Origin of the sequence: Shewanella psychromarinicola (genome assembly GCF_003855155.1) — a bacterium.
GTDB lineage: Bacteria > Pseudomonadota > Gammaproteobacteria > Enterobacterales > Shewanellaceae > Shewanella > Shewanella psychromarinicola.
In genome coordinates this window covers 544483-559727 of record NZ_CP034073.1, presented here as the reverse complement: position 1 = coordinate 559727, position 15245 = coordinate 544483, and the positions used below count along the sequence as shown (strand labels likewise).

The window sequence follows — 15245 nt, the reverse complement described above, 5'->3', positions numbered from 1 at the left end:
GGAGCTTTTATTTTGTCTTAAAAATGACTAATGGCAGCTTTGTCTTTGGTTAATAATACCAGGCAATCAACAGCGTTCAATGGCTTGCTGAGCAAGAAGCCTTGCACTTGATCACAGCCTCCTTCACGTAAGAAATTTAATTGTGCTTGGGTTTCAACCCCTTCAGCCACAACCTTAAGTTCTAAACTATGAGCCAAGGTAATAATGGCGCTAGTGATTGCTGCATCGTCAGGATCTTCAGTTATATCTCGCACAAATTCTTGATCAATTTTCAAGGTATCAATTGGGAAGCGTTTCAAATAGCTTAAGCTTGAGTATCCAGTGCCAAAGTCATCTACTGCGATGGTTAACCCCAAGGCTTTGAGTTGTGACAGCACAGTGACTGATTCTTGTGGGTTACCCATAATCATTGATTCAGTTAATTCTAGCTCTAGGGCACTTGCCGGTAGCCCAGATACTGCTAATGCGACCTCTATCATCGAGATAATATCGACTTTTAACTGTCTGGCAGAAAGGTTAACGGCAACAGAGATATGCTCAAAGCCTTGTTGGTGCCATAGTGCCAGCTGACTACAGGCTTGGTTAATCGCCCAGTGACCAATCTGATTAATGATGCCGGTTTCTTCCGCAAGTGGGATAAACTCAACCGGTGAAATCAAGCCAAGTTCTGGGCTTTCCCAACGCATTAAGGCTTCAAGGCCGATAATTTTTTCGGTTTTTATATCGTATTTAGGTTGATAAACTAAATATAGCTCATTGTTTTGCATGGCATTTTTAAGGCCAGCTTCTAGTTCGACGTAGCGTGTCGCATATTGGTTTAATTGTTTGGTATAGAATTGGAAGTTATTTCTGCCCAGTGATTTAGCGTGATACATGGCGGTATCAGCGTATTTTATCAACGAGGTCGTATCTTCTGCATCTTCAGGATACAAACTGATACCAATTGACGGTGAGATAGTCAGAATTTTATCGTCAAGCAAATAAGGGCTTTGGAATGCATTTAACACTTTTTCAGCAATAATAGTAGCGGCTTTCGTTTTTGCTACCCCTTCTAAAATAATGGTAAATTCATCACCGCCTAAACGTGCAACGGTATCGCCATCTCGTACCGCATTTTGTAGGCGATGGGCGACGGCTTTAAGCAGTAAATCACCAATGTGGTGTCCCATTGAGTCATTGATATGTTTAAATCGGTCAAGATCTAAAAATAACAATGCCACAATACTATTTGAACGATGTGCTTTAGTGACCGCTTGATTGAGCCTGTCTTGGAATAGCGTACGATTAGGCAATCCAGTCAGTGGATCGAAGTTAGCCAGTACCCGTAAATCTTCTTCCGCTTTTTTACGTGCGGTAATATCGGTGAATACGGCCACAAAATGACTTGTCTCACCTTTGTTATTAATAACTTGGTTTATTTCCAACCATGCAAGGATACCGCGACGGTCGCGAGTTCGAATGTGTATTTCGCCGGCCCAATGCTTGTGTCTTAAGAGCTGGGCTTCAACTGAGTTATAAAACTCGCGAGACTGCTTACCCATGGTTAAAAATAAGAAATGCTTGCCGACTACATCACGGTGTTTAAAGCCGGTAATGCGGCTAAAAGCTGGATTAACGGAACGTATTTGGTAGTCAAGTTCGCCGACGACAACCGCTTCATTCATGCTAAACAAGACTTGTGACGATAGTTTTAACTCGTTTTCGGTCAGCTTACGGCTAGTAATATCTTTATGAGTGCCCGCCATTCGCACTGGGATATTATTTTTATCTCGTTCAACAATTTGACCTCGGTCTAGTACCCAGGCCCACTCTCCAGGTTTGGTTTCTACGCGGTACTCGGCTTCAAAAAACTCACTGTCACCATTTAGATGATCGTTAAGCAGTTTTTGCACTCGAGGCCTGTCTTCTGGATCAATATTTTTAATCAATAATTGATCTTCTAACGATAAATTCATCGGCTCAATTATGTTGGTTCGGTAAACGTTGCCCTCTTTGATATTCCAGTCCCACATGCCATCGCCCGAAGCCCAAAGCGCCAGTTTTAGGCGCTCTTCAGAGGCGCGAATACTGCTGTCAAACTCACGTTGTTTAGCCAACTTTTTCTGTTTTGCAGCAAAAAACCAAATAATAAATAATAACCCAGCGGTCACATACAGTGCATAAGCCGCGTGAGTCATATAAATCGGTGGCACCACTGACACATCCACATTGAGGGTGTATTGACTGTATTTATTAGTCCCTAATGCATGGCGAACCATTAATCGGTACTCACCTGGTGGTAAGTTGGTATAGGTGATTTCGTTCCCATGGGATAGTTCACGCCAATCGATATCATAACCGTCTAAAAAGTAGCTAAAACGGCTTAATTCAGGGTAACTAAAATTAAGCGATCCGACTTCAAAGCTGATGAGTTGCTTTTCATAAGGCATGGTAATGTGGGGAGCATGGCTTAAGTCGTGAATAGGGTGCTGGGTGTCTCCAATAGTGTATTTTGTCAGCGCCAGTTTGTTCTCGGCTCTCTGAATTGGAATAGTGGTAGGGTTAAAATGGTTAAGGCCTCGAATACCGCCAAACCATAAGGTGCCGTTTGCTTCTTTAAACTTGGCCGCACCATTAAACTCATTAGCTTGCAGGCCTTCGAATTTGTTATAGGAAATAAAGCTTTGATTACTAGGGGTAAAACGTGAAACGCCCGAGTTAGTACTTAGCCACAAATCGTGTTTGTCGTCTTCTAAAATAGCGTAAACCGTATTACTACTGCCATCAGCGTTGACGTCCATTCGTTGAAATTTAAACGTACCGTATTCTAGGGTTAGTTTGTCTATACCACCGTGAGTGGCCACCCAAAAGTCGCCATTTTCGGCCAGTAAAAAGTCTCTAACGCGGTTGTCACTGAGGCTATGTGGATTGTCGGGATCATGATTTAGAAAGTCGAGCTTTTGTTCTTCAGCCGAGAGCCTTACCACTCCGCCCATTGTTCCTAGCCATAAATAACCTTGGCTAAAATAGAGCTTAATGATTTGGTATTTGAACGGCGAAAAGTCAGCTTGAAAACCGAAGTTATAGGCCATCATGCGGTTAGTATACTCAGAGATAAAATACAAACCTTGCGAGCTTGCTATCCATAAACGATCTTTGTCATCAAAGGCTAAACTGCGTATCTGAGTATCGGCATGAAACTGTTCGTTTGCAGGTTTGATTTGCTGCAGGGTGTTATTCTTGTCTAGGGTAAATAGTCCCACATTGGTGGCAAACCACAGTAAACCTTGTTTATCTTGGACAATGTCATGCACTGTTAACGATAATTGTTCTACTGGTATCGCGAGTGACTGTGCAAATAACTCATTGATGTAGTGATATTGGTTATCATGAGGGGCCAAATATTTGAGCCCAGCACCATCGGTGCCTATCCACAGGCGTTGCTGCGTATCCCGAAAAATAGTGCGGATCATGTTTGCCATACCTGACGAATCGGTTTGGTCATCGTAAACGTGGCTAAAGTATTGATGGCTGAGATTAAGCTTATCGATGCCCGAATACCCCGTGCCAATCCATAGGGTACCGTTTTGGTCTAGCATTAAGCTTTGTAGGGTATTGGCACTGATGCTATTGAGTTTTTGTGGATTATGCTTATAAACTCTGCTGTGCCACTGACCATCAATAAAGTCGAGTTGGAACAGGCCTGTATTAGTTCCAATGGCAAAAATCTGATTGGCATTTATCACCACTAAGTCCGTAATCCTACGGCTGTTGCCATAATTATTATCACTAGACCATATCAGTTCTTTTTGTTGAGTATCTAAATTGTAGCGCCAAATTTGATTATCAATGGCCAGCCAAACAGAATAAATTGAACTTGACTTGATTTGATTTACTGTCTTGTTAACGGGAATATCAAGCCGAATAATGGTGTTACTATCAATGGAAAATGTGCCATGAGATTCAGTGCCGACGACAATGTACTTATCATCAACATTGGCAATACTGGTAATATTAGGGGTGATGTTATTCGCTAAACTGACGGGAATAATTTTTTCTGTTTTTAGGGAGAGTATGTACAGACCTGAACGTGTTCCTACCCATAAGGTATCGCCAATGACAGCAAGGTGGGTCACCTGAAGTTCTGTTAAACCTTGATTTTGTTTGAACTGAGTGAACTTTCCGCTAGTGAGATTGAGTCTATTGAGGCCATTATTGAAGGTGCCTACCCATAAATCCCCATCGGGCGATTGCAAGATGTCGGTGATCAAGTCTCCCGATATAGAATTACTGCTTTTTTGTTGTTTTAAGTATAAGGTAAACTCAACGCCATTATAGCCGTGCAGACCGTCTTGAGTTCCTATCCATAACATCCCCGAACTGTCCATAAACAGGCGAGTAATCGTGTTTTGATTAAGGCCTCCTTCTGTATCGAAGTGGTCAAACTTTACTTCGGTTAGACCGTTATAAGGATCATTTTTTTGTGCTGCAACAGACACCGAAAAAATCAATATTATGACCAATATTAGCCTGTGTGCTAACAGCATGAATACACGAAAATTCAAATTTCACCTATAAAAACTTCATTGATAAGGCTGCGATAAATTCTAATTATATTAACAAAAAAACGCTAAATTAAACCTTACGTATTCAGTTGTTAATTAATTTTAAGAATTGAGTTATAGATAAACTCTTTTTCCTTCTAAAACTGACAGTTTTACACGTTTAACGCAACAGAAAATCGTCATTTGTCGGTTTTTTGACGATTTAATCACTTTGATTACGTTGTTGCTGTAGGTAAGCTTTTTTTATGTCATCAATTTGCTGATCTTTATCTAGCCAAAGTCTATTTAACCAGCGCTGAAATTCGACACGGGTTTCCGGGCTTGAAAAATAGATCTGTGGGTCAACTCGCGGCACCGGGAGTACTTCAACACGCATAATCACTTTTTTGGTACGTCCATGCATGACATTAGCCAGTACTTTTTCCGATGTTTCTGGATAAACCAAAGTGATATTTAACAGGCTGGTAAACTGTTCGCCCATCGCAGATAGCGTGAAGGCAATGCCGCTGGCTTTAGGGCGTAATAAATGGCGATACGGTGAATTCTGACGCAGACGCTTCTCTTCGGTAAAGCGACTGCCTTCAACATAATTAATAATCGATGTTGGCATGTGTTTGAAACGTTCGCAGGCTTTGCGGGTCGTTTGAAGATCTTTACCTTTCAATTTTGGATTCTTTTTCAGCTTAGCCGCACTCGTTCGGTTCATAAACGGCATGTCCAGCGCCCAGCAACCTAGGCCCATTATTGGCACATAGAGCAGTTCTTTTTTTAAAAAGAATTTCAACATTGGAATGTGGTTACGCAATACGTACGTTTGGGCGGCAATATCAAAGCCACTGACATGATTACTGATCAGTAAATACCAGCCGTTAGGGTCAAGTTTATCGAGCCCTTTTACATCCCATTCAATATTTGAGATTAAATATAAAATGCCGCCGTTACATGTGGCCCATGACCACATTAAACGATTCATTATTCGGGTTAATAGTCTGCGTGCAAGCAAGAACGGCAGTAATAATTTTGCCACGCCGCCAATGGTTAACAATGAGCTCCATACTAGGGTATTGATGATCAATAGCGACAAACTGATTATAAAGAGTACCGGCCCAGGTAAAAAAGTCAGCATATGTTGTTATACCTTTGGCTTTGCGTCAGTAATGAATTGTTGTAACTGTTGATCTTTTTCAACCCATAGCTGATTTAACTGTTCTTGGAATTCGATTTTAAATTCGCGGTCTTTTAGGTAATCACCCCGCATATTCTTTGGGATGTCAGTGATTTTGATATCCACTCTAACGTCAGATAGTTCGCCACAAATATATTGCCAATACGTAGGAACGATGTCTGGATAATAGATGGTCACATTAACGAGCTTATTTATGTGCTCCCCCATAGCCGATAATGCAAAAGCCATCCCGCCAGCTTTAGGCTTTAGCAGGTGTTGAAAGGCAGAGTTTTGTTTATCATGTTTAGCCACACTAAATCGTGTGCCTTCAACAAAGTTCATTATACTGACTGGCTTGGTTTTAAATTTCTCACAGGCTTTGCGAGTAATTTCAATGTCTTTGCCTTTCAATTTAGGGTTTTTTCGCAATTGTGCAGTGCTGTAACGGCGCATAAACGGAAAGTCTAATGCCCACCATGCTAGGCCGAGTACCGGCACAAAGATCAGTTCTTGTTTGAGGAAAAACTTTAAAAATGGAATGTTGCGATTAAATACTCGTTGCAAAATGAGGATGTCGACCCATGATTGATGGTTAGCAATGACCATATACCATTCTTTTTCAGAAAACGATTGATCGCCAGTGACATGAATACGCATCGGATGAAAAATGTCTTCAATGATAGTATTAGTGCTTATCCATGCTGTCGCGCAATTATCGAGAATATAACTACAGACTTTTTGAAAAATGCCAATCGGGATCAACTTTACAATACTGAACATCAAGATGGGGATTGTCCAAAAAATGGTATTAAATAAATAGCATAAGAATGCAATTGAACCTTTGATTTTCGAAAGCGGCGACATTTTTCTCTCCTATTAAACGGATGGCTATGTTACTAGGAGTCGCTGATTTGCTCAATCAATACGATAGGTTAAATTACGTTTATTGTTGATTCAATTTTGCTAGTAATCGGTCCATTGCCCGATAACCAAGGGCTTGAGCAATGTGATTGCGCTCAGTGGTAGGAGATTGCTGCAAGTCGGCAATGGTGCGTGATACGCGTTGAATACGATGAAAACTGCGAACAGATAATCCTAAGCTCACGACACTTTGTTCCAAAAAAGCCAGATCTGCTTGAGTAATCCCCCCATCTTGCTTGAGTTGCTTTGGGGTTAATTCACTGTTTAATACCCCAGAACGGCTGAGTTGTTGATCGCGCGCTTGTTTAACGCGCTTGGCTATTTCAACACTAGACTCACTGGGTTGGTGTTGTTGGGTTAAGGTGCCGGCAGGAAGCTTGGGTACGTCTACGGTTAAATCGAAGCGGTCTAAAAAAGGCCCCGATAAACGTGATAAATATCGCTGAATTTGATCGGGCGTCGAACGCGCGCGTTCAGTATCGCCACAGGGGCTTGGGTTCATGGCGGCGATGAGTTGAAACCGACTCAAAAAGGTCAATTTTGCTGCAGCGCGTGAAATTTCAACTTGGCCGGTTTCCAACGGCTCTCGCAGACAATCTAGTACCTTACGAGGAAACTCCGCTATTTCATCAAGAAATAAAACCCCGCGGTGCGCTAAGGATATTTCCCCTGGTTTGGGGTGGCTACCGCCGCCAATAAGTGCAATCGATGAGGAGGTATGATGCGGCGATCGAAAAGGGCGGTTAAGGAAGTTTTGTGGTTTGACATGTAATCCGGCGACAGAATGGATCGCCGCCACTTCAATCGCTTCGTCGTAGGTGAGCGGGGGTAATAACGGAATAATTCGATTGGCTAACATGCTTTTCCCTGTCCCTGGGGGGCCTATAAATAACATGTTATGTCCTCCGGCTGCCGCGATTTCAAGCCCTTGCTTGGCTTGATACTGGCCAATGACATCACTCATACAAAGTGATGATGATACTAGAGGCTGCTCTTCAATCCACTCGGGTAAGGTATCGAGTAACGGTAATTGTGCCTGGCCGTGTAAAAAGGCTGCCAAGTTTTGTAAGTGGGCGACAAAATAACTGTGATGATAACCAACGAGTTCTGCTTCATGACGGTTTTCGATGGGCATAAAAAAATGGTGCTGATCATTACGTGCCGCAATAATGGCAGGCAGCAATCCACAGCAAGGGCGAATTTGACCTGAAAGAGCCAATTCACCGACAAACTCACATTGGTGTAATGCTTTGGCTGGGATTTGATTTGACGCCGCGAGAATACCAACCGCAATGGGTAAATCATAGCGGCCACCTTGTTTAGGTAAATCGGCTGGGGCGAGGTTGACGGTAATGCGTCTTTGTGGAAATTCAAATCCTGCATTAATCAATGCACTTCTGACGCGCTCTTTGGCTTCTTTGACTGAGGTTTCTGGTAACCCCACTAGATTAAACGCCGGTAAACCATTGCTTAAATGTACTTCAACAGTCACTCTCGGCGCTTCTACACCGCAGCTTGCTCGGGTAAATACACAGGCTATCGCCATTAACAATTCCTTTTGTTTGAATAATATACAAATGAATGGGTTGCTACAGTCTAGCAGCGATGTGTTTTTTTGCGTGATAAAGGCTAAATAAGTCAGATAAAGTTAGCTTTGTAAGCTAGTTTAAATCACTGATGTTGAGTAGAATACCGTCGCTTTATCGTTCGCGGGGACTGATTATAAATTGGTCTGTTGTCGTGAAACGCAATAATGATATTTCACCACTGGTTATTTCTATCTGTATTGCACCGTTAGCCAGATTAATTTTAATGTTAATAAATGGCTGAGGTCTTGCATTTGTCCATTTTGCAACAAAGATATGTACATACATTCCTGATATTTTGGCTAGTACTCAGGTAAAGGTAAACTATGAGCCTCTCTGATAATTTATTGATCATCTTGTGCCTAATAGGCATAAGTTGTTTTTTTTCTATGTCTGAAATTGCACTCGCGGCATCACGAAAGATGCGCTTGCAATTAATGGCTGATGAAGGTGATTTACGTGCCGCTAAAGTGCTGAAACTGCAGGCGCATCCAGGCAGTTTTTTTACCGTAGTGCAAATTGGACTTAATGCAGTGGCTATCATGGGCGGTATCGTCGGTGAATCGGCCTTTAGACCGCATTTTGAACAACTACTGTTGCCTTTATTAGGCAATGAGTGGGGCTTGCAGCTGAGTTTTGTGTGTTCATTTGTTACCGTCACCTCGTTGTTTATTCTATTCGCTGATTTGATGCCGAAACGGATTGCAATGGTGATCCCTGAGCAAGTGGCCGTTACTTTTGTGATGCCCATTATTCTATGCATTAAAGTATTAAAACCGTTTGTGTGGATTTTTAATGGCTTGGCTAATGCTATTTTTAAATTATTACAAGTGCCTACCGCGCGTAATGACCAAGTGACCCATGATGATATCTACGCCATGATGACCGCTGGCACTGAAGCCGGTGTGATGGATAAAGGCGAGCAGCAAATGATGGAGAACGTGTTTGAAATGCAGTCTGTGTCGGTGACCTCGGCCATGACGGCGCGTGAAAGTTTAGTGTATTTTTTACTGCAAGATACCGAAGAAGACATCAAGCAAAAAATTGCTAAAAATCCGCATAACAAGTTTATCGTTTGTGATGGTCAACTGGACATGATCAAAGGATTTGTTGATGCAAAAGAGCTGCTTATCCGAGTGATTAATGGGCAAGATATAACCTTAAAAGGCAGCACGCTTGTACATAACTGTTTAATTATTCCTGATACCTTAACCTTATCTGAGTCGATGGAGTATTTTAAGAATAATCGATCTGACTTTGCGGTGGTGATGAACGAGTATGCTTTGGTTGTCGGTATTGTGACCACCAACGATCTACAAAGTGCCGTTATGGGCGCGTGGTCATTGCATGAAAGTGAAGAGCAAATTGTTGCCCGTGATGGTAATTCTTGGTTAGTGGATGGCGTGACGCCCATTACCGATGTGATGCGCGCATTTAATATTGAAGTGTTTCCACATAATCAGAATTACGAAACCATTGCCGGTTTTATGATGTATATGCTGCGTAAAATTCCCAAGCGTACTGACTTTGTCAATTACGCGGGTTATAAATTTGAGGTGGTTGATATTGATTCTTACAAAGTCGACCAACTATTGGTTACCCGTTTAGACATTGATGCACCGCCATTACCTTGAGTAATTCATATTCGCCCCATTAAATAATCTCTAAGAACGCACTAATGATCGGATCATTGGTGCGTTTTTCTTTGCAGCAACAGCCTAATTCAAAAGGGGGGATTGGGATTGGCGACGATAAGATTTGAATACGCTCTCGCACCGGACTATTGTGGATCACCGCCTCTGGGCTAATACCAACGCCACAGCCTAAGGCGACCATAGAGACAATGGCTTCTTGGCCAGAAACTTGAGCATATATGTTGGGTTTGATGCCCATTTGCTTAAACCACAAATCGATCCTTTTTCTGCCTGGACCATGGTCAGGCACGATATAGGGTAGTTTTCCCCAATCAATTTTTGCTTGGTTTACCCATTGCTGTACTTGGCATGGCATTGTGGGGGCAATAACTGATATTGGCACCTTATCAATCGGGGTAAAATGCAAGCTGGCGGGGAACGCATCAGGCAATGCAATAATGGCAATATCGGCGCGATTCTTTTGAATTTGATTGACCGCATTAGCCGGATCCCCAGTGTTGAGATTGATATCGACATGGGGATGCTCACGTCTAAATCGGTCTAGCAGCGCCGGTAAATGGCTATAAGCTGCGGTAACCGAACAATACAAATTAAGATTGCCGCGTAAAAACTGCTGACTTGGGTCGATACGGTTACGCAGTTGGGTCCATTCCGATAATGTCTGCTCAGCAAAACGCTTAAATTCTATGCCTGCGTGGGTAATGGTGACACTGCGATTGTCTCGTTCAAACAATTTGCTGCCCAGTTCCTCTTCTAAACGCTGTAAAGCGCGGCTTAATGTCGATGGGCTGACATGAGATTGCTCCGCTGTTTTGGCAAAATGCAGGCTATCGCATAAGTGTAAATATAATTTAAGAGATCGAATATCCATCACAGCACCTTATAGCACGCATTAGGTTAAGTATTAGGTTATGTATTCTATGTTGCATTAATTGCAACGTGATGTCCCGAATATATCATTTTAAGCAATCATATGCATGCGCTATAGTGACGTTAATCACAACGTTTAAGGTCGCTGACTTATAAGATGTTGTGTCCCCAATTACTAAATTTTATAGGTGGTATCAGATGGCTAACTATTTTAACTCTCTGAATTTACGTCAACAATTAGCTCAACTAGCACAATGCCGGTTTATGAACCGTACTGAATTCAGTGATGGTTGCAACTATATTAAAGATTGGAATATTGTGATTTTAGGTTGTGGTGCTCAAGGCCTTAACCAAGGTTTAAACATGCGTGACTCAGGCCTGAACATTTCTTTTGCCTTACGTCCGCAAGCAATAGCAGAAAAGCGTGCATCATGGCAAAAAGCGACCGATAACGGTTTTACCGTTGGCACCTTTGAAGAGCTTATTCCTGCAGCTGATTTAGTGTTAAACCTAACGCCAGACAAGCAACATACTAATGTTGTTAATGCGGTTATGCCATTAATGAAGCAAGGTTCTACCTTATCTTATTCACATGGTTTCAATATTGTTGAAGAAGGCATGCAAGTTCGTGCTGATATTACTGTCATCATGGTTGCGCCAAAGTGCCCTGCTACAGAAGTACGTGAAGAATATAAGCGTGGTTTTGGGGTACCGACATTGATTGCCGTGCACCCAGAAAACGACCCAAACAGTGACGGTTTAGCGATTGCTAAGGCTTATGCCAGTGCTACTGGTGGCGATCGTGCAGGCGTATTAATGTCATCGTTTATTGCTGAAGTGAAGTCTGACCTTATGGGCGAACAGACCATTTTGTGTGGCATGTTACAAACCGGTGCCATTTTAGGTTACGAGAAAATGGTGGCTGACGGTGTCGAACCGGGTTATGCCGGCAAGTTAATTCAACAAGGTTGGGAAACGGTAACCGAAGCGCTTAAGCACGGCGGTATTACCAACATGATGGATCGCTTATCAAACCCCGCTAAAATCACAGCATTTGATATGGCTGAAGAGTTAAAGGTTATCCTTAAGCCATTGTTTGAAAAACACATGGACGACATTATCAGTGGTGAGTTTTCTCGCACTATGATGGAAGATTGGGCCAATGATGATGCTAATTTATTGCGTTGGAGAGCGGATACTAACGAAACCGCGTTTGAAAATGCCCCAGTATCATCTGAGTATATCGACGAGCAAACCTATTTCGATAAAGGTATTTTCTTAGTGGCGATGATCAAAGCCGGTGTTGAATTGGCGTTTGATACCATGGTTGCCGCAGGCATTGTTGAAGAATCGGCTTATTATGAGTCGCTGCATGAAACCCCTTTGATTGCCAACACCATTGCGCGTAAACGTTTATATGAAATGAATGTGGTGATTTCAGATACAGCTGAATACGGTTGTTACTTATTTAACCATGCCGCAGTGCCTATGCTACGTGATTATGTTAACGCTATGCCATCTGAGTACTTAGGTGCCGGTCTTAAGGAACAAGCAACTGGTGTTGATAACCTTCGCTTAATCGACGTAAATGAAAAAATTCGTAATACAGAAGTTGAGTTTATCGGCGCTGAATTACGTGGTTACATGACTGATATGAAGAGTATTGTTGAAGCGAGCTAACGTATAAAGTGATTGGTGAAGTACCCGCTTAGTTGTTTGCAGCATGTTTATGTTGTCGGACAGGCATCAATCGTACGGTTCATCTTGTCAATTGGGCTGTTGGGAAAACAAATCGTTAGATTGTTGTTAAGTGATTGTTGTTAATTGATTGTTGTTAATTGATTGTTGTTAATTGATTGTTGTTAATTGATTGTTGTTAATTGATTGTTGTCAATTGATTGTTGTTAATTGATTGTTGTTAATTGATTGTTGTTAATTGATTGTTGTTAATTGATTGTTGATTGTTGATTGTTGATTGTTGTTAGTTGATTGTTGTTAGTTGATTGTTGTTAGTTGATTGTTAATTGATTATTAACAAGTGATTAGTCACTTAATAACACGCTTATAGTTTTTGTGGTTGTTTGCATTGTCTCGGCAGGGAAGCTGAATTTTTTTACAAAGTAGATTTTTTAGTTGTATTGGGTAATTCTTTTATGGTACTTATTTAAGTACGCCATAAAGGTTGTGGTTAAATACCACTAAATAAATCAACAAAGATACCTAGGATACAGTCGATAATATGTTAAACCACGCAACCATACTCATTCTCGAAATTATTACCGTAGTGATTATTAAATCACCGCGGGGGTGGCGTTTTGACAACTAGACTGACCTAAGAGTCACACAGATTGCAAAAACCCCCGCTCCGAAAGGACCGGGGGTTTTTTAGTTTTAGCCCTAAGTAAAAATAAAAGACCTAAACATTCCACAGTAGAGCAGCAGATACATTGACGAAGTAGAGAGCAACATATGGAAGCAGTACAGAAAATGCGCGGCGCTGATGCAGTAATTAAAGTACTAGCAGCACATGGTGTGACAACCGTATTTGGTTATCCTGGTGGGGCGATTATGCCAATCTACGATGCCCTTTATGGCGGTCCGGTAGAGCACTTGCTTAGCCGTCATGAACAAGGCGCCGCGTTTGCTGCGGTGGGGTATGCTCGTGCGAGTGGTAAAACAGGAGTGTGCTTTGCTACATCCGGTCCTGGCGCCACTAACTTAGTCACCTCACTCGCCGATGCTCTGCTTGACTCTGTTCCGCTAGTGGCCATAACCGGTCAAGTCTCTAGCAGTGTGATTGGTACTGACGCATTCCAAGAAATTGATGTATTAGGCATGTCGTTGTCGTGCACTAAACACAGTTTTATGGTCACCGACATCAATGAGCTTATTCCTACCTTATATCGCGCATTTGAAATCGCCGCAGCAGGACGTCCTGGTCCGGTGTTAGTTGATATTCCAAAAGACATCCAACTGGCTTCATTAGAATACAAAACACCGCTTCAAAGCGTTACCGATGAATTACAACCCCAAGTCAGTGAATTAGACGCTGCAGCAGCGTTAATTAAGCAGGCTAAAAAACCTATGCTGTATGTCGGTGGTGGTGTTGGAATGGCTGGCGCGGTTGCGCATTTACGTCAGTTTATCGCCGCCACAGGCGTCCCCTCGGTGGCGACCTTAAAAGGCTTGGGCAGCATTGCACATGGTACTAAAGGTTATTTAGGCATGTTGGGCATGCATGGTGGCAAAGGCGCAAACCTTGCAGTGCAAGAATGCGATTTATTAATGGTAGTAGGTGCACGCTTTGATGACCGTGTTACCGGTCGCCTTGCCAGTTTTGCCAGTAATGCCAAAGTATTGCATTTAGACATCGATGCTGCCGAAATCGGCAAGTTACGCCAAGCTGACGTAGCGATTGCAGCCGAGTTGAGCTTGGTGTTACCCGCATTAACGGCCGCAGTGACTGGCCAGCTTGATATTGGTCAGTGGCAAGCAGATGTTGAGGCGTTATCTCTTAAGCACCAATGGGATTACCAACATCCGGGTGATTTAATTTATGCCCCAGCGATGTTACGTCGTTTAGCCAATAAATTACCTGAAGACAGTGTGGTCGCCTGCGATGTGGGTCAACATCAAATGTGGGTGGCGCAGCACATGTGGTTTCGTCGCCCTGAAGATCACTTATCAAGTGCAGGCTTAGGCACCATGGGTTTTGGCTTACCCGCCGCGATTGGCGCTCAAGTTGCGCGACCCGATGCGACTGTGGTCACGGTCTCTGGTGACGGCTCGTTTATGATGAACGTTCAAGAATTAACCACAATCAAACGCCGTAAGTTGCCGGTAAAAATCCTACTGATGGATAATCAAAAACTCGGTATGGTTAAACAGTGGCAACAACTGTTTTTTGAAGAGCGCTACAGTGAAACAGACTTATCTGATAATCCTAATTTTGTCCTTATGGCATCAGCATTTGATATACCAGGTCGAACGATAACGCGTGCCGATCAAGTCGAGCAAGGATTAGAAGATATGTTAAACAGTAGTGGTCCTTACATGCTGCATGTGTCGATTGATGATGCCTTTAACGTGTGGCCTTTAGTACCACCGGGTGCGAGTAATAGTGAAATGATGGATCAAATGGAGAAGCAAACATGATGCATGCATTAGAAATAACCGTTCAACATTGCCCTGAAGTGCTTGAACGCCTACTACGTGTTACTCGCCATCGTGGGTTTACAGTCACCCAAATGCAAGTGCGTATCAATGACGATGCCAGCATGGCAGTAGACTTATGGGTTGAGGCCGAACGTGCCATTGAACTGCTGAGTACCCAGTTAGACAAATTAATCGACGTGACTCATTGTAAGGTGTTATCTGCGATACCGTTAAACAAGGTCGCCAACGGCTAGCGCTTACGATTGAGCCAAGCACGATTTAGTTAGATACTATTTAGTTAGAGATTATTTAGTCGTTATTGGAAAAACCGCTAACGAGCACTGTAGTA

9 protein-coding genes are annotated in these 15245 nt (G+C 42.6%); 4 read left to right on the top strand and 5 right to left on the bottom strand.

Translation table 11 applies throughout. The annotated features are described in order from the left end of the window. Positions 1 to 17: 17 nt before the first annotated feature. The 4 genes from EGC80_RS02280 to EGC80_RS02265 form a co-directional block, all read right to left on the bottom strand. A complete protein-coding gene (locus EGC80_RS02280; protein WP_124013245.1) occupies positions 18 to 4526 on the bottom strand; it encodes an EAL domain-containing protein in 4509 nt (1502 codons plus the stop codon). Positions 4527 to 4746: 220 nt separating this feature from the next. Then, the gene (locus EGC80_RS02275) at positions 4747 to 5670 is read right to left on the bottom strand and encodes an acyltransferase (RefSeq protein WP_101033019.1); all 924 of its coding nucleotides are present in this window, start codon (positions 5668 to 5670) and stop codon (positions 4747 to 4749) included. 6 nt (positions 5671 to 5676) lie between these two features. Next, positions 5677 to 6573, bottom strand: coding sequence for an acyltransferase (locus tag EGC80_RS02270; RefSeq protein WP_101033018.1), 897 nt, complete (start codon positions 6571 to 6573; stop codon positions 5677 to 5679). Between the two features lie 79 nt (positions 6574 to 6652). Next, positions 6653 to 8176, bottom strand: coding sequence for a YifB family Mg chelatase-like AAA ATPase (locus tag EGC80_RS02265; RefSeq protein WP_101033017.1), 1524 nt, complete (start codon positions 8174 to 8176; stop codon positions 6653 to 6655). Positions 8177 to 8542: 366 nt separating this feature from the next. Here EGC80_RS02265 and EGC80_RS02260 point away from each other — a divergent pair, with 366 nt between their 5' ends. Continuing rightward, positions 8543 to 9850, top strand: coding sequence for a hemolysin family protein (locus tag EGC80_RS02260; protein WP_101033016.1), 1308 nt, complete (start codon positions 8543 to 8545; stop codon positions 9848 to 9850). A 19-nt stretch (positions 9851 to 9869) separates the two neighbouring features. Here the strand turns inward: EGC80_RS02260 and ilvY are convergent, their stop codons facing one another. Beyond that, positions 9870 to 10742 (bottom strand): HTH-type transcriptional activator IlvY, encoded by an 873-nt coding sequence (gene ilvY / locus EGC80_RS02255; protein WP_101033015.1) that lies wholly within the window; start codon positions 10740 to 10742, stop codon positions 9870 to 9872. Positions 10743 to 10939: 197 nt separating this feature from the next. Between ilvY and ilvC the strand changes: the two genes are divergently transcribed. From ilvC to ilvM, 3 genes are all read left to right on the top strand, one after another. Continuing rightward, positions 10940 to 12421 (top strand): ketol-acid reductoisomerase, encoded by a 1482-nt coding sequence (gene ilvC / locus EGC80_RS02250; protein WP_101033014.1) that lies wholly within the window; start codon positions 10940 to 10942, stop codon positions 12419 to 12421. 789 nt (positions 12422 to 13210) lie between these two features. After that, on the top strand, positions 13211 to 14896 hold the full coding sequence (gene ilvG / locus EGC80_RS02245) for an acetolactate synthase 2 catalytic subunit (RefSeq protein WP_101033013.1): 1686 nt from the start codon (positions 13211 to 13213) through the stop codon (positions 14894 to 14896). After that, complete coding sequence (gene ilvM, locus EGC80_RS02240; RefSeq protein ID WP_101033012.1) at positions 14893 to 15150, top strand: acetolactate synthase 2 small subunit; 258 nt, start codon at positions 14893 to 14895, stop codon at positions 15148 to 15150. The genes ilvG and ilvM overlap by 4 nt, the downstream gene beginning before the upstream one ends. Positions 15151 to 15245: the final 95 nt, after the last annotated feature.